The sequence below is a fragment of the Streptomyces sp. NPDC054866 genome (assembly GCF_053610745.1).
This window is the reverse complement of sequence record NZ_JBSGZA010000003.1, coordinates 632,251-656,518: the sequence shown is the minus strand read 5'-3', so window position 1 is coordinate 656,518 and position 24,268 is coordinate 632,251. Positions and strand designations below refer to the sequence as shown.

22 protein-coding genes are annotated in these 24,268 nt (G+C 69.9%); 13 read left to right on the top strand and 9 right to left on the bottom strand.

Translation table 11 applies throughout. From position 1 onward, the window contains the following. The first annotated feature begins 5 nt into the window (after positions 1 to 5). The 3 genes from fomD (at position 6) to ACWGI2_RS18430 (ending at position 3,643) form a co-directional block, all read left to right on the top strand. Positions 6 to 692 (top strand): cytidylyl-2-hydroxypropylphosphonate hydrolase, encoded by a 687-nt coding sequence (gene fomD, locus ACWGI2_RS18440; RefSeq protein WP_453696319.1) that lies wholly within the window; start codon positions 6 to 8, stop codon positions 690 to 692. A 127-nt stretch (positions 693 to 819) separates the two neighbouring features. After that, positions 820 to 1,512 (top strand): class I SAM-dependent methyltransferase, encoded by a 693-nt coding sequence (locus ACWGI2_RS18435; protein WP_453696317.1) that lies wholly within the window; start codon positions 820 to 822, stop codon positions 1,510 to 1,512. Between the two features lie 58 nt (positions 1,513 to 1,570). Next, on the top strand, positions 1,571 to 3,643 hold the full coding sequence (locus ACWGI2_RS18430) for a SpoIIE family protein phosphatase (RefSeq protein ID WP_453696315.1): 2,073 nt from the start codon (positions 1,571 to 1,573) through the stop codon (positions 3,641 to 3,643). A 72-nt stretch (positions 3,644 to 3,715) separates the two neighbouring features. On the opposite strand, the gene ACWGI2_RS18425 is transcribed toward ACWGI2_RS18430, so the two are convergent. Continuing rightward, entirely contained in the window at positions 3,716 to 5,980 is a 2,265-nt protein-coding gene (locus tag ACWGI2_RS18425; protein ID WP_453397172.1) for a transglycosylase domain-containing protein, read from the bottom strand. Positions 5,981 to 6,217: 237 nt separating this feature from the next. On the opposite strand from ACWGI2_RS18425, the gene ACWGI2_RS18420 reads away from it, so the two are divergent. The 3 genes from ACWGI2_RS18420 to ACWGI2_RS18410 are packed head-to-tail and all read left to right on the top strand — an operon-like array spanning position 6,218 to position 9,854. Then, the gene (locus ACWGI2_RS18420) at positions 6,218 to 6,745 is read left to right on the top strand and encodes a PadR family transcriptional regulator (protein WP_160506940.1); all 528 of its coding nucleotides are present in this window, start codon (positions 6,218 to 6,220) and stop codon (positions 6,743 to 6,745) included. Next, positions 6,742 to 7,428 carry an ABC transporter ATP-binding protein gene (locus tag ACWGI2_RS18415; RefSeq protein WP_453696313.1) on the top strand — a complete coding sequence of 229 codons (687 nt, stop codon included), beginning with the start codon at positions 6,742 to 6,744 and terminating at the stop codon, positions 7,426 to 7,428. Before ACWGI2_RS18420 ends, ACWGI2_RS18415 begins: the two co-directional genes overlap by 4 nt. Beyond that, entirely contained in the window at positions 7,425 to 9,854 is a 2,430-nt protein-coding gene (locus tag ACWGI2_RS18410; protein ID WP_453696311.1) for an FtsX-like permease family protein, read from the top strand. Before ACWGI2_RS18415 ends, ACWGI2_RS18410 begins: the two co-directional genes overlap by 4 nt. A 36-nt stretch (positions 9,855 to 9,890) precedes the next feature. Here ACWGI2_RS18410 and ACWGI2_RS18405 read toward each other — a convergent pair whose 3' ends face one another. Continuing rightward, entirely contained in the window at positions 9,891 to 10,829 is a 939-nt protein-coding gene (locus ACWGI2_RS18405) for a LysR substrate-binding domain-containing protein (RefSeq protein WP_453397175.1), read from the bottom strand. A 129-nt stretch (positions 10,830 to 10,958) separates the two neighbouring features. Here ACWGI2_RS18405 and ACWGI2_RS18400 point away from each other — a divergent pair, with 129 nt between their 5' ends. Together ACWGI2_RS18400 and ACWGI2_RS18395 are read left to right on the top strand one after the other, a co-directional pair. After that, positions 10,959 to 11,513 carry a peroxiredoxin gene (locus tag ACWGI2_RS18400; RefSeq protein ID WP_361832984.1) on the top strand — a complete coding sequence of 185 codons (555 nt, stop codon included), beginning with the start codon at positions 10,959 to 10,961 and terminating at the stop codon, positions 11,511 to 11,513. A gap of 15 nt (positions 11,514 to 11,528) precedes the next feature. Further along, a complete protein-coding gene (locus tag ACWGI2_RS18395; protein WP_453696309.1) occupies positions 11,529 to 12,059 on the top strand; it encodes an alkyl hydroperoxide reductase in 531 nt (176 codons plus the stop codon). A 63-nt stretch (positions 12,060 to 12,122) separates the two neighbouring features. Here the strand turns inward: ACWGI2_RS18395 and ACWGI2_RS18390 are convergent, their stop codons facing one another. From ACWGI2_RS18390 to ACWGI2_RS18375, 4 genes are all read right to left on the bottom strand, one after another. Continuing rightward, on the bottom strand, positions 12,123 to 13,496 hold the full coding sequence (locus ACWGI2_RS18390; protein ID WP_453696308.1) for an AI-2E family transporter: 1,374 nt from the start codon (positions 13,494 to 13,496) through the stop codon (positions 12,123 to 12,125). A 125-nt stretch (positions 13,497 to 13,621) separates the two neighbouring features. Further along, positions 13,622 to 14,350, bottom strand: a complete 729-nt coding sequence (locus ACWGI2_RS18385; protein WP_453397177.1) for an aggregation-promoting factor C-terminal-like domain-containing protein — start codon at positions 14,348 to 14,350, stop codon at positions 13,622 to 13,624. A gap of 407 nt (positions 14,351 to 14,757) precedes the next feature. Further along, the gene (locus ACWGI2_RS18380) at positions 14,758 to 16,080 is read right to left on the bottom strand and encodes a PhoH family protein (protein ID WP_160506934.1); all 1,323 of its coding nucleotides are present in this window, start codon (positions 16,078 to 16,080) and stop codon (positions 14,758 to 14,760) included. 329 nt (positions 16,081 to 16,409) lie between these two features. Further along, positions 16,410 to 17,171: an isoprenyl transferase gene (locus ACWGI2_RS18375; protein WP_453397637.1), complete on the bottom strand. Its 762-nt coding sequence runs from the start codon at positions 17,169 to 17,171 to the stop codon at positions 16,410 to 16,412. A 153-nt stretch (positions 17,172 to 17,324) separates the two neighbouring features. Between ACWGI2_RS18375 and mgrA the strand changes: the two genes are divergently transcribed. After that, a complete protein-coding gene (mgrA, locus tag ACWGI2_RS18370; protein WP_453696306.1) occupies positions 17,325 to 18,362 on the top strand; it encodes an L-glyceraldehyde 3-phosphate reductase in 1,038 nt (345 codons plus the stop codon). A gap of 55 nt (positions 18,363 to 18,417) precedes the next feature. Here mgrA and ACWGI2_RS18365 read toward each other — a convergent pair whose 3' ends face one another. Next, on the bottom strand, positions 18,418 to 18,960 hold the full coding sequence (locus ACWGI2_RS18365; RefSeq protein WP_453696304.1) for a hypothetical protein: 543 nt from the start codon (positions 18,958 to 18,960) through the stop codon (positions 18,418 to 18,420). A gap of 386 nt (positions 18,961 to 19,346) precedes the next feature. On the opposite strand from ACWGI2_RS18365, the gene ACWGI2_RS18360 reads away from it, so the two are divergent. Continuing rightward, a complete protein-coding gene (locus ACWGI2_RS18360; protein ID WP_453696302.1) occupies positions 19,347 to 19,685 on the top strand; it encodes a DUF192 domain-containing protein in 339 nt (112 codons plus the stop codon). Between the two features lie 269 nt (positions 19,686 to 19,954). On the opposite strand, the gene ACWGI2_RS18355 is transcribed toward ACWGI2_RS18360, so the two are convergent. Then, on the bottom strand, positions 19,955 to 20,380 hold the full coding sequence (locus tag ACWGI2_RS18355) for a winged helix-turn-helix transcriptional regulator (RefSeq protein ID WP_453696301.1): 426 nt from the start codon (positions 20,378 to 20,380) through the stop codon (positions 19,955 to 19,957). Positions 20,381 to 20,441: 61 nt separating this feature from the next. On the opposite strand from ACWGI2_RS18355, the gene ACWGI2_RS18350 reads away from it, so the two are divergent. Further along, positions 20,442 to 21,674: a winged helix DNA-binding domain-containing protein gene (locus ACWGI2_RS18350; RefSeq protein ID WP_453696299.1), complete on the top strand. Its 1,233-nt coding sequence runs from the start codon at positions 20,442 to 20,444 to the stop codon at positions 21,672 to 21,674. A 70-nt stretch (positions 21,675 to 21,744) separates the two neighbouring features. Here ACWGI2_RS18350 and ACWGI2_RS18345 read toward each other — a convergent pair whose 3' ends face one another. Further along, positions 21,745 to 22,500: a class I SAM-dependent methyltransferase gene (locus tag ACWGI2_RS18345; RefSeq protein WP_453696298.1), complete on the bottom strand. Its 756-nt coding sequence runs from the start codon at positions 22,498 to 22,500 to the stop codon at positions 21,745 to 21,747. Positions 22,501 to 22,622: 122 nt separating this feature from the next. On the opposite strand from ACWGI2_RS18345, the gene ACWGI2_RS18340 reads away from it, so the two are divergent. After that, positions 22,623 to 23,069 carry a nuclear transport factor 2 family protein gene (locus ACWGI2_RS18340; RefSeq protein ID WP_453696296.1) on the top strand — a complete coding sequence of 149 codons (447 nt, stop codon included), beginning with the start codon at positions 22,623 to 22,625 and terminating at the stop codon, positions 23,067 to 23,069. A gap of 126 nt (positions 23,070 to 23,195) precedes the next feature. Further along, positions 23,196 to 23,600: an antibiotic biosynthesis monooxygenase family protein gene (locus ACWGI2_RS18335; RefSeq protein WP_453696294.1), complete on the top strand. Its 405-nt coding sequence runs from the start codon at positions 23,196 to 23,198 to the stop codon at positions 23,598 to 23,600. Positions 23,601 to 24,268 lie beyond the last annotated feature (668 nt).

The following is a 24,268-nucleotide window of genomic DNA, read 5'->3' as shown; positions in this document are numbered from 1 at the left end:
TCCGCATGACAGACCTCACCACGCCGCCAACGACGAGCAGCGAAGCAGCGCGCTGGGCCCCCGGCTCCCATGTGCTGTGGCGGTACAAGGAGAACGCCGGGAACAGCATTCACATCTGCCGTCCCGTCACGGTGGTGCGGGACACCGAAGAGCTGCTCGCCGTCTGGATGGCTCCCGGCACGGAATGCGTGAAACCCGTCATGGCCGACGGGACCTCCGTGCATCAAGAACCGCTCGCCACCCGCTACACCAAACCCCGCGCCCTGCGCAGGGACCGCTGGTTCGGTACCGGCGTACTGAAGCTGGCGCGCCCCTCGGAGCCGTGGTCGGTGTGGCTGTTCTGGGATCCGGGATGGCGGTTCAAGAACTGGTACGTGAACCTCGAAGAGCCGCGCGTCCGTTGGGTCGGAGGGCTCGATTCCGAGGATCACTTTCTGGACATCTCCGTGCGGCCCGACCGGACGTGGCGCTGGCACGACGAGGACGAGTTCGCCCAGGCTCAGCGCGCCGGCCTCATGGAGGCGGGAAAGGCACGGGAAGTGCGGGCCGCCGGGCATGCCGCCATCGACGTGATCCGCTCCTGGGGGATGCCTTTTTCGGACAACTGGCCGCACTGGCGCCCCGATCCGGACTGGGTGATTCCAGCTCTACCGGATGACTGGGACCGCACGCCCGTACATGTGACGTCATGAGACCCTTGATGCGCCCCCATGGTTCAAACGTAGGATCGTCCTCCGCAAGGGCGCACAGCAGCAACTCAGCAGCAACTCCCTGAGCTTGCGCGTTGCCTGACAGGATGTCATCGAAGGGCGGCAGAACGTGAGCGAGGCGAGCGGGTTCGACAGGTACGGCGGGCCATCCGGCGTGCTTCCCGACCGGACGGGCCAGGCCGAGGCCTTCGACGCCATCGGACAGCACTACGACGACGCGTTCCCGCACAAGGACGGCCAGCTGGCCGCCGGGCGCAGGCTCGCCGAAGCGCTGCCGCCCGGCTCGCGGGTGCTCGACGTGGGATGCGGCACCGGGCTTCCGACCGCACGTCAGCTCGCCGACGCCGGGCATTTCTTGCTCGGCATCGATCTCTCCTCCGGCATGCTCGGCCTCGCCAGGAAGAACGTGCCCGCGCCGAACGCCGAGTTCCGGCAGCTCGACGTGGCGGCGCTGCGGGCCGAAGGGCCTGACGGCGTGGGCCAGTTCGACGGGATCGCGGCATTCTTCGCGCTCCTGATGCTGCCGCGCGCCGAGATCCCGTACGCTCTGCGGCTGCTGCACGGAATGCTGCGCCCCGGTGGTCTGCTCGCGCTGTCCATGGTCGAGGCCGACCTGGATGACGCGGGAATTCCGTTCCTGGGGCACACAATCCGGGTATCCGGTTACCTGCGGGACGAACTGCGGCAGGTCGTACGTGACGCGGGCTTCGACATCGTCGATGAGGACACGTACTCCTACGCCCCCGCGAGCACCGATGTACCACCCGAGCACCAGCTCTTTTTGCACTGCCGACGCGGCTGACCAACGTAGCCACCACCGGACACCAAGGCGCAGCCCCGGACGGACGGATTCGAAACGCGTGACGGAGCACTCCATCCCCGACGAGGGCCGACAGCCCCGAGCTGCCCGGCCCGCCGCCCCCGCGGATCCCCGCGGGGCACTGGTGCGTGCCCCGAAGGCGCGGGACACCCCGGGCGCGGCCGCTTTACCCGCACAGCCCCAGGCCCGCACGGGCGACTCCACCGCGAGCCCCAGCGACGAGCACTCCCAGTCGTCCGGGCCCTCCGGACAGCAGCCCGACCCGCACCGGCCGCGCCCCGACCAGGGCGGCGGGCAGGGCGGCGGGCACGACAATCCCGACGGCGTCCCACCGGGCGCCCCCGGCGGCGAGGAGCGGCGTACGGGACAGCCAAGACCGCCGGGCTCCGGCCCCGCGGCGATGCGACGTGACGGCGACCGGCTGCGCTTCGTGGGCGCCGCGACCCGGCGCATCGCCCGCGGCATCGACCTGGACGAGATCGTGATGGGCCTGTGCCGGGCCACGGTGCCGACGTTCTCCGACGCCATACTGGTCTACCTGCGCGACCCGCTGCCGGTCGGCGAGGAGCGGCCGAGCGGAGCGCTCATCCTGCGCCTGCGCCGCACCGACCGGCTGCGCTCGATCGAGGAAGGGGCGGAGGAGCCCGACACCGAGGGCGGCACGATGCCCGCCCTCCAGGTGCAGACCGACCTCGTGACGACCGCCGAGCTGTGCGAGGTGCGCCCCGGCGGCGCCCTCGCCGAAGTCCTGCGCGGCGTGCGCCCGGTCTTCGCCGACGCCCCCGCGGCCCGCGCCGCCCTGCCCGAACTGCTCGGCGAGGGACGGACGGTGCCCTCGGGGCAGCGGACGATCCTCGCCCCGCTGCGGGGCAGGCGCCGGGTGATCGGCGCCGCGGTGTTCCTGCGCCGCCCCGACCGCCCCGCGTTCGAGGGCGACGACCTGCTCGTCGCGGCCCAACTGGCCACGCACAGCGCCCTCGGCATCGACAAGGCCGTGCTCTACGGCCGCGAGGCGTACATCGCCGACGAGCTCCAGCGCACGATGCTGCCCGAGACCCTGCCGCGCCCGACCGGCGTGCGCCTGGCGTCCCGCTATCTCCCGGCCGCCGAGACGGCCCGGGTCGGCGGCGACTGGTACGACGCGATCCCGCTGCCCGGCAGCCGGGTCGCGCTCGTCGTGGGCGATGTCATGGGGCACTCCATGACATCGGCGGCGATCATGGGCCAGCTGCGGACGACCGCCCAGACCCTGGCCGGGCTAGACCTGCCGCCCCAGGAGGTCCTGCACCACCTGGACGAGCAGGCCCAGCGGCTCGGCTCCGACCGGATGGCGACCTGCCTCTACGCGGTCTACGACCCGGTCGCGCACCGCATCACCATCGCCAACGCCGGTCACCCGCCGCCCGTCCTGCTGCACCTGGGCGGCCGCGCGGAAGTCCTGCGGGTCCCGCCGGGCGCCCCCATCGGCGTGGGCGGCGTCGACTTCGAAGCCGTCGAGCTGGACGCGCCCGCGGGCGCCACCCTGCTGCTCTACACGGACGGCCTCGTCGAGTCCCGCCTGCGTGACGTGTGGACCGGGATAGAGCAGCTGCGCGAACGGCTCGCCGCCACCGCCCAGTTGACGGGCCCGGACCACCCGCCGCCGCTCGAAGCCCTCTGCGACGACGTGCTCGACATGCTCGGCCCCGGCGACCGGGACGACGACATCGCGCTGCTCGCCGCCCGCTTCGACGGCATCGCGCCGAGCGACGTCGCGTACTGGTTCCTGGAGCCGGAGGACGCCACGCCCGCCCGCGCCCGGCGCCTGGCCCGCAGCGCCCTGGAGCGCTGGGGGCTGCAAGAGCTGACCGACTCCCTGGAGCTCCTGGTCAGCGAGGTCGTGACGAACGCCGTGCGGTACGCGTCGCGCCCGGTGACCCTGCGCCTGCTGCGTACGGACGTCCTGCGCTGCGAGGTCGGCGACGACGTGCCGCAGCTGCCGAGGTTGCGGCAGGCGCGGGCCACGGACGAGGGTGGCCGGGGGCTCTACCTGGTCAACCGCCTTGCCCGGCGGTGGGGTGCGACGCGGCTGAGCACCGGCAAGGTGGTGTGGTTCGAGCTGAACCACAGCTGATCGCCCGGCAGTTCACGGCGAAGGCGCCCGGAAGCATGTGCTTCCGGGCGCCTTCGCCGTGTCGTGTGACCGTCAGTCCCTGCCCGGCCGCCCGTTCGGGTTCTCCGGGATCTCGATGGAGTCCGTCGGGTCCGGCTCCTCCGGCTCGTCCGTCGGCTCCTCCGTGGTGGGCTCGTCCGTGGGCTCCTCCGTCGTCGGAGTCTCCGTCGGCTTCTCCGTCGTCGGCTCGTCCGTCGGCGGCTTCGTCGTCGGCTTCTCCGTCTCCGACGGCTCGTCCGTCGGCTCCTTCGGGGCCTGCGTCGTCGGCTCCGGGGGCGGCGCGATGGCCGCGCCCATGGACGTGTCCAGGTCGAACTTGCTGGGCGCGCCCATCGCGTCGAAGGTGTACGCCGCCCAGATCTGCGCCGGGAAGCTGCCGCCGTCGACGCGCGGCAGACCGCCCGCGCCCTTCATGGAGACCTGCTTGCTCTCCTCGGCGGTGCCCGCGACTCCCTCGCCGAACAGGCCCACGGAGGTGACCAGCTTGGGCGTGTAGCCGACGAACCAGGCCGACTTGTTGTCGTCGGACGTACCGGTCTTGCCCGCCACGTCCTGCACCGGGTGGCGCACCGCGCGGCCCGTTCCGTCGTCGACCACGCCGGTCAGGACCGAGGTGAGCGAGTCCGCTGTGCCGCGATCGACGACCTCCTCGCCGATCGGGTCCGGCAGTTCGATCGTGCGGTCCTTGTGCTCGACGGAGGCCACGACCGCGGGGGTGACCTTCTTGCCGTGGTTGTCGAGCGTGGCGTAGACGCCCGCCATCTCCAGCGGGCTCGCGCCCATGGTGCCCAGGGTCTGGGCGGGCACGGCGGGCAGATCCTCGACATCCATGCCGAGCTTGCCGGCGGTCTCCAGCACGTCGTCCATGCCGACGTCCACGCCCATCTGCGCGAAGACGGAGTTGATGGACTTGTTCATCGCCTTCTGGACGGTGACCGGCCCGTAGCTCTTGTCGTCCTCGTTCGGCGGCGCGAAGGCGACGTCGCTGCCCTTGACCGGGCGCTCGCTGGTGCCGTCGTAGATCGTGTTCGCCGTGATGGGCTGGCCGGACTGCGTCGTGGCGCCCTTCTCCAGGGCGGCGGCCAGGATCAGCGGCTTGAAGGTGGAGGCGGGCTGGTAGTCGCGCCGGGTCGCGTTGTTCGTGAAGTGCTTGACGTAGTCCCGGCCGCCGTACATCGCAAGGACCTTGCCGGTCTTGGGGTCGACGGAAGCGGCGCCCGCCTGCACCCGGGCGTCGGCCTTGCGCTTGTCCGGGTCGAGCTGGTCGTTCAGCTTCTTGTCGACGGCCTTCTCGAGCTGCTTCTGCTTCTTCTTGTCGATGTTGAGCGTGATCGTGTAGCCGCCCGCGTCGAACTGCTTCTCGCTGAGGTGGCCCGCCTTCATGACCTCGGCCTTGGCCTGGCGCACCAGATAGCCGTTCTGGCCCTCCAGGCCGGGGGCGGCCTTGGGCTCGTCCGGCTTGTCGAACTTCAGGCCGTCGCGCTTGCTCTGGGACAGCCAGCCCTCTTCGACCATGTTGTCGAGCACATAGTTCCAGCGCGCCTCGACCAGCTTCTTGCTGGTGTCCGTGGCGGAGGTCCAGTCGTACTGGTTCGGGGCCTGGAGGAGTGCGGCGAGATAGGCGCCCTGCGAGACGTTCAGGTCCTCGGCGTCGATGCCGTAGTACGCCTGGGCGGCGGCCTGGATGCCGTAGGCGCCGCGGCCGTAGTAGCTGGTGTTGATGTACCCGGCGAGGATGTAGTCCTTGCTCTTGTTCTGGTCCACCTTCAGCGAGATGACCAGTTCCTTGACCTTGCGGGTCACCGTCTGATCCTGCGTCAAGTAGTAGTTCTTGACGTACTGCTGGGTGATCGTCGAGCCGCCCTGCTTGCCCTTGCCGGTGACGGTGTTGATCAGGCCGCGGGCCGTGCCCTTGAAGTCGACGCCCTTGTCCTTGTAGAAGGACTTGTTCTCGGCGGCCACGAACGTCCGCTGGACTTCCTTGGGCACCTTCTCCAGGTCGACGACCTCGCGGTTCAGCTCGCCGGTCCTGGCGATGACGTCGCCGTTCTTGTACTTGTAGACGTTGCTCTGGAGCCGGGCCGCCGCGTTGCCCTCGGGGACGTCGACCACCATGTAGAGGACGACGAAGGAGAGCATGCCGAGCAGGCAGAGCCCGAAGAGCGTCCCCAGGATCTTCTTCAGCGTGAAGAAGCGGCGTATGCCCGTGCGCTTGGGTTTGCCGCCACCGGCGGGGCGCCCGCGCGATGCCCGGCGCGCGCCGCGCTGCCGCGCTTGTCGCTCTTCGGCTCGGCCCATGGTCCTGTGTGCTCCGCTTCCGTCTAGTCCTCGTGCGTACGTCGAATCAGCTCATGAAGCTAACACCGCACCCTGGGACAAACTCCTGCCGATCCGGTCTTTTCCGGACGTGACAAAGAGCACCTGCCCTTAACAACCGACGAACACAGGCCTCAGAAGGTTGCCCGGCTTTCGAACCTGTGAGCTCCCCGTGACAGGTATACATGCCACGTATACACACCGTGTAGAGTGCTCCGCATGTCCATCGGTCACACCCTCCTCGGCCTTCTTGAGTCGGGCCCGCGCCACGGCTACGACCTCAAGCGCACCTTCGACGAGAAGTTCGGTCACGACAAGCCACTGCACTACGGGCAGGTCTACTCGACCATGTCCCGCCTCCTGAAGAACGGCCTCGTCGAGGTCGACGGCATAGAGGCGGGCGGCGGCCCCGAGCGCAAGCGGTACGCGATCACCGAAGCCGGCATCACCGATGTCGAGCGCTGGCTCGCCACCCCCGAGAAGCCCGAGCCCTACCTCCAGTCGACCCTCTACACGAAGGTCGTCCTCGCGCTCCTCACCGAGCGCGACGCCTCGGAGATGCTCGACGCCCAGCGGGCCGAGCACCTGCGTCTGATGCGCATACTCACCGACCGCAAGCGCAAGGGCGACCTCGCCGACCAGCTGATCTGCGACCACGCGCTGTTCCATCTCGAAGCCGATCTGCGCTGGCTGGAACTCGCCGCCGCGCGCCTCGGCAAGCTCGCCCAGGAGGTTCGCTCCGCATGACCCCCGCCGGTTCCCTCCTGACCGCCTCCGGTCTTCACAAGACGTACGGCCCGACGACCGCGCTCGACGACGCCGAGTTCTCCATCCACCCCGGCGAGGTCGTCGCCGTCATGGGCCCGTCCGGCTCCGGAAAGTCCACGCTCCTGCACTGCCTCGCGGGGATCGTCAAGCCCGACTCGGGCTCCATCACCTACAACGGCCGCGAGCTCACGGGCCTGCCCGACGCCACGCTGAGCGCCCTGCGCCGCAGCGAGTTCGGCTTCGTCTTCCAGTTCGGGCAGCTGGTCCCCGAGCTGACGTGCGTGGAGAACGTCGCGCTTCCCCTCCGGCTGAACGGCGCCAAGCGCAAGGAGGCCGAGGCGACCGCCCGCTCCTGGATGGAGCGCCTTGAGGTCGAGGACGTCGCCGCCAAGCGGCCCGGCGAGGTCTCCGGCGGCCAGGGCCAGCGCGTCGCCGTGGCCCGCGCGCTCGCCACGAGCCCCCGCGTGGTCTTCGCCGACGAGCCGACCGGCGCGCTCGACTCGCTCAACGGCGAGCGCGTCATGGAGCTGCTCACCGACGCCGCGCGCTCGACGAACGCCGCCGTGGTCCTGGTCACGCACGAGACGCGGGTCGCGGCCTACTCCGACCGCGAGATCGTCGTACGCGACGGCAGGGCACGGGACATGGAGCGGGCGATATGAGCCTCGACACCCGTACGAAGGCCGCCACCGCTCCCCGGCCACCGCTCGCCGACGCCACCGCGACCGTGTCCAAGGGGGGACCCCGCGCCTTCGCCCGCGACCTCGCGATGGGCATACGTTTCGCCGTCGGCGGCGGCCGCGAGGGCTGGACCCGCACCCTCCTGACGGCGGTCGGCGTCGGCCTCGGCGTGGCCCTGCTGCTCGGCGCCGCCTCCGTGCCCAACCTGCTCCAGCACCGCGAGGACCGCTCGGTGGCCCGCGCGGCCAACGACCAGTTCTCGGCCAAGAAGATCAAGCGCTCCGACTCCACGGTCCTCCAGCGCGACGTACCCACCGACTTCCGCGACACCACGGTCAGCGGCCGCGTGCTGCGCGCCGAGGGCGCCCACCCGGTCCTGCCGCCCGGCCTGAAGAAGATCCCGGCGGACGGCGAGATGCTCGTGTCGCCCGCCCTGCGCGACCTCCTGAACAGCTCCGACGGCTCCCTCCTGAAGGAGCGGTACGGCGACTACAAGATCACGGGCACCATCGGCGACGCGGGCCTGACCAACCCCAAGGAGCTCTACTACTACGCCGGTTCCGACGCGCTCACCCCGGCCAAAGGCGGCCACCGCGTGGACGCCTTCGGGTACAAAGAGCCCGCGGAACCCATGGACCCGATGCTCATCGTCCTGGTCGTCCTGATCTGCGTGGTCCTGCTGACCCCGGTGATCATCTTCATCGGCACGGCGGTCCGCTTCGGCGGCGACCGGCGCGACCGGCGTCTCGCCGCGCTGCGCCTGGTCGGCGCGGACGCGCACAGCGTGCGGCGGATCGCGGCGGGCGAGGCCCTGTGCGGCGCGCTGCTCGGCCTTGCCGCGGGAGGCGTGTTCTTCCTGGGCGTACGCGAACTGATCGGCACCCTCGACGGGTGGAAGATCAGCGCCTTCCCCTCCGACGTGGTGCCGTTGCCCGGCCTCGCCGTACTGATCCTGCTCGCCGTGCCCGTCACGGCCGTCCTGGTCACGCTGATCTCGCTGCGGGCCGTCTCCATCGAACCGCTGGGCGTCGTGCGCAGCACCAAGCCCCGCAAGCGCCGCCTGTGGTGGCGCATCGTGATGCCGCTCGTCGGCCTCGGGATCCTGCTCGCCGCGGGCCGCGTCGGGGGCGACATGGCCCCGCCGGTCTTCGCCATCGGCGCGGGCGCGACGCTCACCCTGGTGGGCCTGGCCGCGCTGCTGCCCTGGCTCGTCGAGGCGAGCGTGGCCCGGCTGCGCGGCGGTGGCCCCGTGCCCTGGCAACTGGCCACCCGCAGGCTCCAGTTGAGCAGCGGTACGGCGGCGCGCGCGGTCAGCGGCATCACCGTCGCCGTGGCGGGCGCGGTCGCCCTGCAGATGCTGTTCGTCGCGATGCACGACGACTTCAACCGGGTGACGGGGAACGACCCCGGCCGCGCCAAGCTGGTCGTCCAGGCCGACGTCGGCGACGGCGAGCTCGCCCAGCGGATGATCGACAAGTTCCGCACGACCAAGGGCGTCAAGAACGTCATCGGCACCGTCTCCACGTACGCCGTGCGGCCCGGCAAGCTGAAGAACCCCGACGAGATCAGGCCCACCACGGAGGTGACGGTCGGCACCTGCGCGAACCTGCGCGAACTGGCCCGGGTCGGCTCGTGCGAGGACGGCGACACCTTCGTCGTGCACACCGGCAACGCCAGGATGAACAAATGGGTCGACGCGTCGGCCCGCCCCGGCAAGCCGCTCGACCTGCACGTCGGCCGCGAAGGTGAGCCCGGCCAACGGCACAGCCTGTGGACGCTGCCCGCCGACTCCCGCACGGTCAAGGCCCGCCCCGACCCGGGCGGCGAGCTGCACGACGGCGTCTACGCGACGCCCGGCGCGATCGACGTGGCCAAGATGACCGACGCCACGACGACCGCGATGATCCAGGTCGACCCGGACGTCAAGGACGCGGAGGAGTACATCCGCAACACCGCGGCCCACGTGGACCCGTTCCTCGACGTGATGACGCTGCGCGCGGTCGAGCGCGACAAGCAGTACGCCACCATCCAGAGCGGCCTTCAGATCGGCGCGATGGCGACGATGGTGCTGATCGCGGCGTCCATGCTGGTCTCGATGATGGAGCAACTGCGGGAGCGCAAGCGCCTGCTCGCCGCGCTCACCGCGTTCGGCACGCGCCGCGCCTCGATGGCGTGGTCGATCCTGTGGCAGACCGCGATCCCGGTCGCGATCGGCCTCGCGCTGGCCGTCGCGGGCGGCCTCGGCCTCGGCTGGGTCATGGTCCGCATGATCCAGAAGTCGGTCACCGACTGGTGGCTGTTCGCCCCCCTGACGGTCGCGGGCGCCATCCTCGTCGCGGTCGTGACGCTGCTCAGCCTGCCGCCGCTGTGGCGCATGATGCGCCCGGACGGCCTGCGCACGGAGTAACTCCCCCGCGTGGAAGGGGGCGTTGCCGGTGCGGGGTCACAACACCCGCACCGGCAACGGCTTCACGGCCCCCCTCATGGCGTCGGCCAGCGCCTCGTACTCCGCCGCGCGCGCGGCCCCCGTACGCATCGCGAGGGCGATGCGCCTGGTCGGCGCCGGGTCCGCGAAGTACCCGGTGAGCAACTGATTGCTGCGGCTGGTCTCGACGCGGACCGCGGTGCGCGGAAGGAGCGTCACACCGAGCCCGCCCGCCACCAGCTGTACGAGGGTGGAGAGCCCGGCGGCGGTCGTCGTCACGGGGGCGTCCGCGCGTCCGGCCTCCCGGCAGATGTCCAGGGCCTGGTCCCGCAGGCAGTGCCCTTCGTCGAGCAGCAGCAGGTTCAGCTCGCGCAGGGCGTCGCGCGGGATTCCCTCGCGCCCGCCGAGCCAGTGGTCGAGCGGTGTGACGAGCACGAAGTCCTCGTCGAACAGGGGAAGTTCGGTGACGCCGGGCACGCCGAGCGGCACGGCGAGGAGCAGCAGGTCGAGCCGTCCGGCGCCGAGCCCTTCGATCAGCGAGGACGTCTGCTCCTCGTGCACCTGAAGGTCCAGGTCCGGGTACTTCTCGTGGACGAGCCCGATGAGCGTGGGCAGCAGGTAGGGCGCCACGGTCGGGATCACGCCGAGCCGCAGCGCCCCGGTGAACGGCGCGCGCACCGCGTCGGCCTCCTCCATCAGCGCCCCGACCTCGTCGAGCACGGCCCTGGCCCGCACCGCGAGGCGCTCACCGGCCGACGAGAGCAGCACCTTGCGGGTCGTACGCTCAAGGAGCGTGACACCGAGTGTCTCCTCCAGGGCCGAGACGGCTCCGGACAGTGCGGGCTGACTCATCCCTATTGCCACCGCCGCGTCCCTGAAGTGCAGATGCTCGGCCACGGCCGCGAAGGCGCGCAGCTGCGCCAGGCTGGGCTGCTTGCCCCTATTTATCGCTGGCACTGATAGCCACCTCCGATCAACAAGACAGAGTGTAGCTATTTCCCTAATCAATGCACCCTGTGCCACGATCGACAGCAGTCCAACCCCCTGGAGCCCCTTACCAGGGTTCCTATGCTGCAAGGAGAGTCCGTGCTCACTGTCGGTGACAAGTTCCCCCAGTTCGATCTGACCGCCTGCGTCTCCCTGGAGAAGGGCGCCGAGTTCAAGCAGATCGACCACAAGACCTACGAGGGCAAGTGGAAGATCGTCTTCGCGTGGCCCAAGGACTTCACCTTCGTGTGCCCGACCGAGATCGCCGCCTTCGGCAAGCTGAACGACGAGTTCGCTGACCGTGACGCCCAGATCCTCGGCTTCTCCGGTGACTCCGAGTTCGTGCACCACGCCTGGCGCAAGGACCACCCGGACCTGACGGACCTGCCCTTCCCGATGCTGGCCGACTCGAAGCACGAGCTCATGCGTGACCTCGGCATCGAGGGCGAGGACGGCTTCGCGCAGCGCGCCGTCTTCATCGTCGACCAGAACAACGAGATCCAGTTCACGATGGTGACCGCCGGTTCCGTGGGCCGTAACCCCAAGGAGGTCCTCCGGGTCCTCGACGCGCTCCAGACCGACGAGCTCTGCCCCTGCAACTGGACCCAGGGCGACGAGACCCTTGACCCGGTCGCGCTGCTCTCGGGCGAGTGAACGGAGCCTACTGACATGGCACTCGACGAACTGAAGTCCGCCGTACCGGACTACGCCAAGGACCTGAAGCTGAACCTCGGCTCGGTCATCGGCAACTCGGACCTGCCGCAGCAGCAGCTGTGGGGCACGGTGCTCGCCTGCGCGATCGCCTCCCGCTCCCCGATGGTGCTGCGCGAGCTGGAGCCCGAGGCGAAGGCGAACCTCTCCCCCGAGGCGTACACCGCCGCCAAGTCGGCCGCGGCCGTCATGGCGATGAACAACGTCTTCTACCGCACGCGCCACCTCCTCTCGGACCCGGAGTACGGGACCATGCGGGCCGGCCTGCGGATGAACGTCATCGGTAACCCGGGCGTGGAGAAGGTCGACTTCGAGCTGTGGTCGCTCGCGGTCTCCGCGATCAACGGCTGCGGCCAGTGCCTCGACTCGCACGAGCAGGTGCTGCGGAAGGCGGGCGTGGATCGCGAGACGATCCAGGAAGCCTTCAAGATCGCCGCCGTGATCCAGGCGGTCGGCGTCACGCTGGACTCGGAGGAGTCTCTGGCGTAGTCGCCTCAGGCATGAACAGAACGGCCCCGCTCAGCAGTTGCTGAGCGGGGCCCTTCTGCGATGTCAGACCGTCCGGTGGGGCGGATCAACCGGAGCCACATCCACCGCCGTCGCCCCCCGCGGCTGCGGTGACTGCTTCAGGGCCGCTTCCCGGGAGTACGCCCGCAAGTAGCCCACCACCGTGTTCGTGACCGCGACGAGCGGCACGGCCACCACCGCCCCGCCGATCCCGGCGACCAACCCGCCCGCGGCGACGGACAGCACAACGGCCAGCGGATGCACCCGTACGGCACGGCCGAGGATGAACGGCTGCAGGATGTGGCCCTCGATCTGCTGCACGGCCAGGACCACGATCAGGGTCATCACACCGGTGAAGACCCCCTGCGTCACCAGACCCACCACCACGGCGAGCGCGCCCGAGATGACCGCACCCACCAGCGGGATGAACGCGAACAGGAAGATGAAGACGGCCAGCGGCACCGCCATCGGCACCCCGAGGAAGTAGATCCCGAGCCCGATGAAGATCGCGTCGATCAGGGCCACTATCACCGTGCCGCGCACATAGGCCGTCAGCGTGCGCCAGGCCCGCGGCCCCGCGCCCGCGATGCCGGGCCGCGCGGGCGCCGGGACCAGCTTCAGGACCCACTGCCAGATGCGCTTGCCGTCGTACAGCAGGAACAGCGTCGAGAACATCGCGAGCAGGATGCCGGTCATGGCCTCCACGATCACGGTGACACCTTCGAGCCCCGCCGAAGTCAGCTCCTCCGTGTTGGCGCCGACCGCCTCGCGCAGGCTCTTGGCGATGTCGTTGATCTGGTCCTCGGTGACGTGGAACGGGCTGGTGAGCAGCCAGTTGCGCAGATCGTCGATGCCGTCCTGGACCTGGCTGGAGAGCGTGTCCGCGTTGTCCATGACCTGCCAGACCACGAACCAGCCGACCAGCCCCATGATGACGAAGCCGAGCACGGCCGTGAGGACCGTCGCGAGCCCCCTCGGCAGTCCGAGCCGCCTGAGCCGGGCCACCGTCGGCTGGAGCATCGCGGTGATGAGCAGCGCCGCGACGAAGGCGAAGACGACGAGCTGCACGGCGCTGATGACCTTCATCAACACCCAGAGCGTGCCCGCGAGTACGAGAAGACGCCAGCCGGCCTCGGCCGCGACCCGCATCCCCCACGGCACCGCCGCGACGGGGTCGGGCCGTGCCGCTATGTCCGGGGCGTAGGCGGGCGGGGCCGGCACGACCTGCTCCGGCTCTTCTCCGGCTGCCGCTTCGGCCGCCGCGTCGCCCTCGGCGGCGGCAGCGTCGTCGGCGGCCGACCGCCGTGACGCCCTGCCGCCGTCCTCCGGGCCGGAGTCAGGGTCGTCGCGCCCCATCCGCTCGCCCATCTGCGACAGCCCGGCACCGAGCCTGCCGATCCACCCTGGCACTCGCGACATGATCCGTCCTCTTCCCCCGTCTTTCCCCACCACTCCCCCCTGGAAGTTGTCGGACTGACCGTACACGGCAAAGACCCCCCACCGAAGGACGGTGAGGGGCCTCAGAAGGTTGAGCGATAAGCGGCTCAGTACCAGTTGTTCGCCTGCCAGAAGTCCCAGGCTCCGCACGGGCTTCCGTACCGGTCGTTCATGTAGCCGAGACCCCACTTGATCTGCGTGGCGGGGTTCGTCTGCCAGTCGGCACCGGCCGAGGACATCTTGGAGCCGGGCAGCGCCTGGACGAGGCCGTACGCACCCGAAGAGGGGTTGCTGGCCTTGTAGTTCCAGGTGGACTCGTGGTTGACGATGTTGCTGAAGCACTGGAACTGGTCACCGGGGACCATCTGCCGTGCCATCGCCTGGACCTGCGAGACGGAGTACGAGGACTGCGGGGCGAAGTCCGACGCGTCGCGCGCGGAGGAACGGCTGGCCTTGGTCTCGGCCTGCTCGCGCTCCTTCTTGGCCGCGGCCTTCTCCGCCTTCTCGGCGGCCTCAGCCTTCTCCGCGGCCTTCTGCTTCGCGATCGCCGACTCGGCGGCCTGCTTGCGGGCCGCCTCCGCCGCGGACTTCTTCGCGGCCGTGTCCGCAGCCATGGCCTGTGCGTCGGCCTGCTGCGTCAGGGACGCGGTCTGCACCTGGGCCTGCTGGCCCGCGGGGATGTCTGCGAGGAGGGTCGCTTCGCTTGCTGTCGCCTCGAAGTCGTTGTCGTTCGAGGCGCCCGGGGTGCTGCCCGAGGCGACACCAACAACAGCGCCGACGGTGGTGACCGCGGTGGCGGATGCCACGGCGAATCCCCGGACCGAAATCCGGCTCACACGGTTTCCTTCCAGCATCGCCCGCATAGGTGACCTCGCGGACGCAATCGTGCCCCTGGCGCTGGCCTCCGCTTTGTATCGGTCACGGGAGGCACGGACCCGGTGGGCAACTCCCGTGACGGGAGTGCCGCGTGGTGCTCGGGCGGCATGCGACGGCCACTATGAAGTTCTGGTGTTTCCGGTTTGCCGTACCGCTGGGGGTACAGGTGTGTCGCATGCGGGGCCTGACAGGACCCAGACTCTGCCCCAGCCGGACGCCGCAAGGCAATTCTCCGTTGCGTGTGAAAGCTCACACCTCGTTTGCCCCAGGAGTTTTTCGGAAAAGGGCGAACGCCAAGACGCCGCCCGACTAAGCTCCTTCGCTTCGCCGGGCGGCGCCAACTACCCCGTAACCAGGGTGAACTGGATCAGATCGCTCCGTCCTCCAGCATTTCGGTCACGAGCGCCGCGATCGGCGAACGCTCGGAGCGGGTGAGCGTGACGTGAGCGAAGAGCGGATGGCCCTTCAGCTTCTCGACCACGGCAACTACCCCGTCGTACCGCCCCACTCGGAGGTTGTCGCGCTGGGCGACGTCGTGAGTGAGGACGACTCGGGAGTTCGCCCCGATCCTGGACAGAACGGTCAAAAGAACGTTCCTCTCCAGGGATTGGGCCTCGTCGACGATCACGAACGCGTCGTGCAGCGAGCGCCCGCGGATATGAGTGAGCGGGAGCACTTCGAGCATGCCGCGCGCCGTCACCTCCTCGATGACCGCCTTGCCCGCCACCGAACCGAGCGTGTCGAAGACCGCCTGGGCCCAAGGGCCCATCTTCTCGGCCTCGGTGCCGGGCAGATAGCCGAGCTCCTGCCCACCCACCGCGTACAGCGGCCGGAAGACCATCACCTTCTGGTGCTGGCGGCGCTCCAGGACCGCCTCAAGTCCCGCACAGAGCGCGAGAGCCGACTTGCCGGTGCCCGCGCGGCCGCCCATCGACAGGATGCCGATGTCCGGATCGAGCAGCAGATCCAGCGCGATGCGCTGCTCCGCACTCCTCCCCTTGATGCCGAAGGCCTCACGATCGCCGCGTACGAGACGGACATTGCCCTCGGCCGTGACACGGCCGAGCGCCTTGCCCTTCTCCGACTGGATGGTGAGGCCCGTGTGGACGGGCAGGTCGGCCGCCTCGGGCACATACAGGGTGTCCTCTTCGAAGAGGAGGTCCACCTGTTCGCCGGAGAGGGTCAGTTCGGACATTCCGGTCCAGCCGGAGTCCGTGATGGCGAGCTCGGCGCGGTACTCCTCCGCGAGGAGGCCGACCGAGGACGCCTTGATCCTCAGAGGCAGATCCTTCGACACGACGGTGACGTCGTATCCCTCTGCCTGGAGGTTGCGCGCGACGGCGAGAATCCGTGAGTCGTTGTCCCCCAACCGGTAGCCGGCCGGAAGCACGCCGGGATCGGAGTGGTTGAGCTCGACGCGCAGCGTGCCGCCCAGGTCGCCGATCGGGATCGGCGCGTCCAGGCGACCGTGCCGGACCCGGCAGTCGTCCAGGAGGCGCAGGGCCTGCCGGGCGAAGTAGCCGAGCTCGGGGTGGTGCCGCTTCGCCTCGAGCTCCGTGACCACGACGACGGGCAGCACGACTTCGTGCTCGTCGAAGCGGTACATGGAGTTCGGGTCTGCGAGCAGAACGCTGGTGTCGAGAACATAGGTGCGCCTGTCGGACATGCGGCGCTTTGTGCTGGTCACCACGGAAGGACGTACCCCCTCGGATGAGGTCGGGGAGCGACGGGAAGGATGCCGGGAGAAATCCGGACCGGTCTCGTGCCGCAGTGCGCGGGCCGAGCTCCGGCCCTCCACTTCGCCCGTACTCACCGCACGGTCGTCCTGGTGCAAAGGGCCTCCCGGGCGGACGGCCCCATGCCGCCCGCTGAGATACGACATCCGTGAATCGGATGTCGACCTGGAAGGCTTATTCCCTCGAACATGCGCTGCCATGCCATGGCATATGACGGCGCGTCCGTGAACTCTGGGTTACTCACGCCTCACCGACATGAGCGCCTCGCGTGCCTCTTGGGGCGTCAGCCGCCGTAGCGCCGGTGCCTGGCCGCGTAGTCACGCAGCGCACGCAGGAAGTCGACCTTGCGGAAGGCCGGCCAGAAGACTTCACAGAAGTAGTACTCGGAGTGGGCCGACTGCCAGAGCATGAAGCCGGACAGGCGCTGCTCGCCACTCGTTCGGATCACCAGGTCGGGGTCGGGCTGGCCGCGCGTGTAGAGGTGCTTGGAGATCAGGTCGACGTCGACGGTCTCGGCGACGTCCTCCAGGCTCGTGCCCTTCTCCGCGTGGTCAAGGAGCAGCGAGCGGACCGCGTCGGCGATCTCCTGCCGGCCGCCATATCCCACGGCCACGTTGACCAGTATTCCCTTGTTGCCGTGGGTGGCCTGCTCGGCCTCCTTCAGGACGGCCTGGGTGCGGGAGGGCAGCAGGTCCATCGTGCCCACGTGGTGCACGCGCCAGCGGCCGTCGCCGGCGAGGCTGCGGACGGTGTCCTCGATGATGCCGAGGAGCGGGATGAGCTCCCGCTCCGGGCGGTCGAAGTTGTCCGTCGACAGCATCCAGAGGGTGACGACCTCGACGTCCGTCTCGGCGCACCAGCCGAGGAACTCCTCGATCTTGTACGCACCCGCCTGGTGGCCCTGTTCGGTGGTCCCGCCGGACGCCTTCGCCCAGCGCCTGTTGCCGTCGAGGATGACCCCGATGTGCTTGGGCACCTGATCGTGGTCGAGGCGGCCTTCCACCCGGCGTGCGTAAAGTCCGTACACCAGGTCGCGCAGGTTCACTTCTGTCAGCCCCTCCATGCAGATGGCAGTCCCCGAAGGCGAAAGCCTACCGCTGTGAGGGCGGGGTTCCGCCCTGGGGTGAGGCGGGCCTCCCCTCCTCGGGCGACACGAGGCCGACCCCGGAAGATCCCACGCTGAAGTAGCTTCGTACCCATGAACGACACGTCTCTGTACCGAGCGGCAACGGACCGTTACGGCAGCATGGAGTACCGGCGCACGGGCCGCAGCGGCCTGAAGCTGCCCGCCGTCTCCCTGGGCCTGTGGCACAACTTCGGTGACGACAAATCCCTGGAGAGCCAGCGCGCGATCCTGCGTCGCGCCTTCGACCTGGGCGTCACGCACTTCGACCTGGCGAACAACTACGGCCCGCCGGCCGGTTCGGCCGAGCTCAACTTCGGCAAGCTGTTCGCGCAGGACTTCGCCCCGTACCGCGATGAATTGGTCATTTCGACCAAGGCGGGCTACCTCATGCACCCCGGGCCGTACGGCGAGTGGGGTTCGCGCAAGTACCTGCTGTCGTCCCTCGACGCGTCGCTGAAGCGGATGGGCGTGGACTACGTCGACATCTTCTACTCGCACCGCTTCGACCCGGAGACCCCGCTCGAAGAGACGATGGGCGCGCTCGCGTCCGCCGTGCAGCAGGGCAAGGCGCTGTACGTGGGCGTCTCCTCCTACAACAGCGAGCAGACCGCCGAAGCGGCGCGGCTGCTGCGGGAGATGGGCGTTCCCGCGCTCATCCACCAGCCCTCGTACTCGATGATCAACCGCTGGACCGAGGACGACGGCCTGCTCGACACCCTCGAGGACGCGGGCATGGGCTGCATCTCGTTCGTGCCGCTCGCGCAGGGCCTGCTCACGAACAAGTACCTGAAGGGCATCCCCGAGGGTTCGCGCGCCACGCAGGGCAAGTCGCTAGACCCCGACCTCCTGAGCGACGAGGTCGTACGCCGCCTCAACGGCCTGAACGACATCGCGGCCCGCCGCGACCAGTCGCTCGCACAACTGGCCCTCAACTGGGTCCTGCGCGACGAGCGGATGACCTCCGCGCTCATCGGCGCCTCCAGCGTGAAGCAGCTGGAGGAGAACGTCGCGGCGCTGTCCGGTCCGAAGCTCACGGACGAGGAGCTCAGCGAGATCGACACGTACGCGGTGTCCACGCCCGGCACCAATATCTGGGCCGGGCGGGGGTAGTTCGGGCGGGAGGTGGCGGGGCCTGGCGGGATCCGACGGGACCCGGCGGGACGCCTCAGCCGGGGTAGCCCTGGCCCGGGGCGGGGGTGCGCGGGCGCTTGAACCAGGCGCCCGCGGCACCCTGCGAGAGCAGGACGACCGTGGCGATCGAGCCGAGCAGGCCGAGGAGGCCGCCCGGGTTGCCGGAGGCGAGGCCGCCGAGCCCGAGGGCTATCTGCACGCTCATCAGCACGATGCAGGTCACGCGCACACCGTTGCCCGCGTTCTTGAACGCGAAGGCGAAGCCGCAGGCCACCAGGAGGCAGAGGTTCGCTCCGAAGGCCGCGCCGGCCGTCTCCGCATCACCCGAGGCCGCTATCGCGATCGTGCCGAGCAGGACGAGTCCGCTGAGGACCCAGACGACGATCTGCGCGGCGCGCACTACGCCGGGCATCGTGAGCGGGGCGACCGGGCCGTACCCGTATCCGTATCCGTACGCGGGGTCCTGCGCCGGGCCGGTGTAAGTGGGGAGACCCTGCTGGGGGTTCGGGTTGGCCTGTGGGTTGGCCTGCGGGTTGGCCTGCGGGTCATGGGGCGGTGGGGGGAACTGGTTCGACATGTCCCTGACCATATCCGGAGGGTCAGGGGCGGGGTCCGGGACGGGTCGGGTCAGCCCTTGGGGTGCTTGGAGCCTTGGAGCCGCGTCCGGGCACAAAAAATCGGGCCGGTCCATGGGGGGGAGATGGACCGGCCCGAGGGGGGGTTTCCACCATAACCCTTCGTAAGTGATGCTGCGCGCATCGGCGTGCCACAACTACTCTCCGAAACCGCCCGACAACTCCGCGACCCTGTTCTCCCACCGGATTTCGGCCCCCGGCGACAGATTTCAGCCCCGTGCGGCGGTAACCCATAGGAGGGACGGGGCCGGGACGCCCGCTTGACGCGGCGGGGTGGGCAGCCGGGTGCTTGACGCGGCGGGCGGGAGGGGCGCTAGCTTCGGCTCGCATGGCGACGCTTCTCCTCCCGAGCGGTCAGGCACTCCCCCTGGAGATCGCGGACTCCGCCGGCGCACGGCGGCGCGGGCTGCTCGGCCGGGACGGGGTGACGGGGGCGCTACTGCTGACTCCGGCGAGCAGCGTGCACACGGTGCGGATGCGGTTCGCCGTGGATGTGGCGTACCTGGACCGGGGGCTGTGGGTGCTGTCGGTGCGGACGATGCGCCCCGGGCGGATCGGGCGGCCACGGCTGCGGGCCCGGCACGTCCTGGAGGCGGAGGCCGGGGCGATGGAGCGGTGGGGCGTACGCCGGGGTGTGCGGGTCGAGGTGGGGTCCGGCGGGAGGTGACGGGGGTGAGGAGACTGCGAGAGGGAGGCGCGCGGTGCCGCGCAGCCCCCTCCACCGCGCGGCACCGCACACGTGGCTTTGCTCACGCGAATTCGCCTTGGTCTGAACTTACGTGATCCGCGGGCTCAGATCGAGCCGGTGGCGATAACGATGCGGAATCAACGGAACCTGTTTCGGGCTCACTTGGCCGACGTCCGGCATCACTTGGCTAACGATCGCCGCGCCACGCAACCATCGACCGGTTTCCCGCATCAGACCGGCTTCCCGCGTCAGGCGGCTTTGCCGTCCTTTTTGCATTCCCTGTTGGCCACGAGCTGCTGCATGTGATCGTCGCCCCACACGCCCAGCGGAATCAGGGCCTCGTTCAGGGACAGGCCGAGGGGGGTGAGCGAGTACTCGACCTTGGGCGGCACCTCCCGGTACACCTCGCGGTGCACGATGCCGTCGGACTCCAGCTCGCGCAGCTGCTGGATGAGCACCTTCTCGCTGATACCGGTGATGTTCCGCCGGAGCTCGCCGAAGCGCAGCGTCGTGCTCGCGAACAGCGCCCAGAGGATCATCGGCTTCCACTTGCCGCCGACGACGTCCACGGCGGCGTCGAGGCCGCAGGCGTACAGCGTCTTGCCCTCCTTGCCGCTCCCCACGGCACTTCCCGTGGCGCTCCCCGAATTACCCTCCGCGCCGCTGTTCGGCATGGTCCACTCCTCGTGTCCGCAGAGCCACTTACCCGATGGACAGTACCGAAGGAGACCCCCGATGAGCGCCCCTTCAACCGTCACGTGGAGTGCTGCCAACGCCCGTCGCATGGAGCGGCAGTTCCTGCGGACTCCGGCGAAGCCGGGCGAGGCAGGACCCGGCGAGGTGGTCGACGCGATGCTCGCGGCGCAGGCGCAGGTGATGTCCGCCGCCGAGCTTTCGGTGGGGCTGCGGATGGACGGGGCGACCCGGCAGGACGTACGCGACGCGTTGTGGGGCGAGGAGCCGAGTCTGGTCAAGACGTACGGGCCGCGCGGCACGATCCACTTCCTGCCGACCGCGGAACTCCCGCTCTGGACAGGCGCGTTGTCCGCGATCCCGGGCGGACCGAGCCCGTTCAAGGCGGGTGACCGGCTGACTCCTTCCCAGACGGAGGAGATCGTGAGCGCGATCGGCGAGGCGCTTGACGGGGTCCGGCTGACCATCGACGAGCTCAACGACGAGGTCGTGGCGCGAACGGGCCCCTGGGCCGGGGAGTTGGTGCTGCCCGCCTTCCAGGGGATGTGGCCGCGGTGGCGCTCGGTCATGCATCTGGCGGGCCACCGCGGGGTGCTGTGCTTCGCGCCGAACCGGGGCCGCAAGGTGACGTACACGCGCCCGCCGACCGCGGGGGCGGGTCCGGGTGCGGGGGCGAGGGCCGGGGAGTCGCCGCTGTCCGCCGAGGTGGCGACGGGGCGTCTGGTGCGACGGTTCTTGTACGCGTACGGGCCTGCGACGCCGCAGCAGTTCGCCAAGTGGGCGGCGGCGCCGGACGGTTGGGCGGCCGGGGTCTTCGCGGCGCTGGCGTCGGAGGGGGAGATCGAGGGGTTGGAAATGGACGGGGAGGGGTCGGCGGCGTCATCGGGCTCGTCTGCGTCGTCGGGGTGGGTGGTCGCTGGTGACACGGAGTTTCCGGGGGAGCCGGTGCGGGGGGTGCGGCTGCTGCCGTACTTCGACGCGTACGTGATCGCCTCACACCCGCGCGAGCGGCTCTTCCCGGGTCGGGCCTACGAGCGAGCGCTGGCCAAGGGCCAGGCCGGCAACTTCCCTGTGCTGCTGGTCGACGGTGTCGTGGCCGGGGTCTGGCATCAGCGCCGCTCCGGGCGACGGATCACGGTGACGGTGGAGCCGCTGGGGACGCTGGGCGCCGGGCAGGAGAGGGAGCTTGCGGGGCAGGTGGAGAGGGTGGGGGAAGTACTGGAGGGGGTGGCGGAGTTGGTGGTGGGTGAGGTGAGGGTGGGGGCGCACGCCTAGGTTGCCCTTGGGACGTGCGCGCCTAGGTTGCCCTTAGGGCGTGCGCGCCTAGGTTGTCCGCCCCGGGCGGTCAGCGTTTGCGGGCGTCGAAGAGGTGTCGCGTGCTGTGGGCCACGAAGGACCCCTCCGCCTCGATCTGGTCGTGCAGCTCCCGCAGCCGCGACCAGTACCGCTCCACCGAGAAGTCCGGAACCATCCACACCACCTTCCGCAGGAAGTGCACGACGGCCCCGATGTCGTAGAACTCCATCCGGAGCCGCTCGGCCCGCAGGTCGACGATCTCCAGGCCCGCCGCCTCCGCCTCGGCCCGCTCGTCATGGGGATGACGCGCGTTCCGTACGGAATCGGGCTGGGGCCCGAGGAAGTACTCGACGACCTCGAAAGCACTGGCGGGGCCCACGTGCTGGGCGAAGTACGTTCCCCCGGGGCAGAGCACGCGCGCGATCTCGTCGAAATGCGGCTTCACCGGATGCCGGCTGGTGACCAGGTCGAACGCCTCCGCCGCGAACGGCAACGGCGCGTCCTCCGGCGAGGACACGACCACCGCGCCCCGCGGATGCAGCAGCGCGGTGGCCTTGGCGACGTTGGGTGGCCACCCCTCCGTGGCGACGGTGAGCGGCGGGAGTGAGGGCGCGGCGGCGAGGACTTCGCCGCCGCCGGTCTGGATGTCGAGGGAGGCGATGGCGTGCCCGAGCCGCTCCCCCATGGCGTGGGCGTACCGCCAGGAGGGCCGCTCCTCCGTGGCCCGCCCTTCGAACCAGGAGAAGTCCCAGCCTTCGGTCGGGGCCGACTCCGCTTCCACCACAAGTGTGTCGAAACTGCTCATGGATCGATCTTCGCATCGCATGGCGACGCGACTCACGCCCATTACTCCAGAGGTAATCGCCACGGCTGCCGTCCACCCGGAAAGATCAAGGGCAACGTCGCAGGAAGAGGAGCGGGTGGTGGGTGGGGGTGGGGACGTGGGTGTGGGCGGCATGGGGTTCCTCAGTCGTGGAGGACCTGCTGGCCCGCATCGGGGAGGGCGACCCCGAGCGCATCGCCGAGCGGTACGCCGATGGGGCGGACTGGAAACTGGACTGGCCGGAGGCCGAGCACGGCCGCGCCGCCACCCCGTGGATCCGCCACCGCGCGACACGCGCCGACGCCGCCGCCCACTATCGCGAGCTCGCCGAGCATCACGTGCCCGGGGAGGCGGCGACCCGGGTCGAGCGCATCCTCGTGGACGGTGAGCACGCCGTCGTACTCGGTGAGATCCGCCAGACCGCCCGTCCGACGGGAAGGCCCTACCGGGCACGGTTCGCACTGCACCTCACGGTGGAGGACGGCCTCGTCACGCGCCACCACGTGTACGAGGACAGCCTCGCGGTGGCGCAAGCGTTCGGGGAGACGTGAGGGAGGGGGAGGGAGGGAGTGAGGGGGAGGGCTAAAGCGCGGGCGCCGCGTCAGTCGGTGGCCGGTCGGGCGCCGGTTCAACTGCCCCTTATCCGGGCTTAATTAGGACACCCATAGGGTTCGATCATGACCTCAGAGAGCCAGCGGCCGGAGCCGCATCCGCAGCCGCAGCCGCAGCCGCCAGTGGACGCGTCGGCCTCGGCGGACCCGTCGGACTCCTCGTCCGTCACCTTCATCAACGTCTTCGAGATCGCCCCCGAGGACGTCGACGCCTTCGCCGAGAAGTGGGAGCAGCGGGCCGCGATCATGAGCAAGAAGCCCGGCTTCATCGACACCCGCCTGCATCGCGCCCAGTCCCCCGACGGACGCTTCCAGCTCGTGAACGTGGCCCACTGGGAGAGCCAGGAGGCCTGGGAAGCGGCCACTGCCGACCCCCAGTTCGCGAACCGCGCGAATGCCGCGCGCGACTCCAAGCAGACTCCGGCCACGGCGAATCCGGGGCTGTACGACGTGGCCGTACGGTTCCCTTGAACCGCCGGGCCTTGCTTGAACCGCCAGCCCCCGGGAGCCTCTCCCACCGGCGGTGGTGTACGTGCCGGGGCCGCCCGGTTGTCCTGAGGTTGGCGGTTCCGGGACGGGAGTCAAGGGCGCTCCTCCGTCGCGTCGGCTACGCCGATTCCGCTGCGCTCCACCCTTGACACCCGTCCCTCCACCGCGCGAGGGAAGACGACCGGACGGCCCAAGGGGCGGGACTCTCGACCACTGCCGTGGGGCCGAGGGGGCTGACTGTCGGGTGCGGACCGGATCTTCCGGCGTGACCCTCACGGGTCGCCCTTGCCGCCCGGTCCGCAGCCGCTCCGGGGACGGGCCCCAGTCTCGTCAAGCGTCTACCGACCGGGTCTTCTGGGTGGCCGCCAGGAGGCGAGGTGCGGCCGGTCCCGGAGGGGTCCATTGCAGGAAAGTCCCATGCTGGGGTGGTAGAGGGTGGGGTGGTGGTGGAATTTTTGTGCATTGGGCGGCGTATTGGCTGTTCGTGGGGTGGGGTGGCGGACCTCGGCGGGGCGGCGAGTTGCATGTGCTGGCTGCGCGAGGGCGACAGACGGCAGGCAACGGGCGACGGGTGCCAGGACCGTCGCTTGCGTCGCTCGGCGATGGGGTGTGTGAATGCGGGTTGTCGAGTCGCTCTCGACGCCACGTTC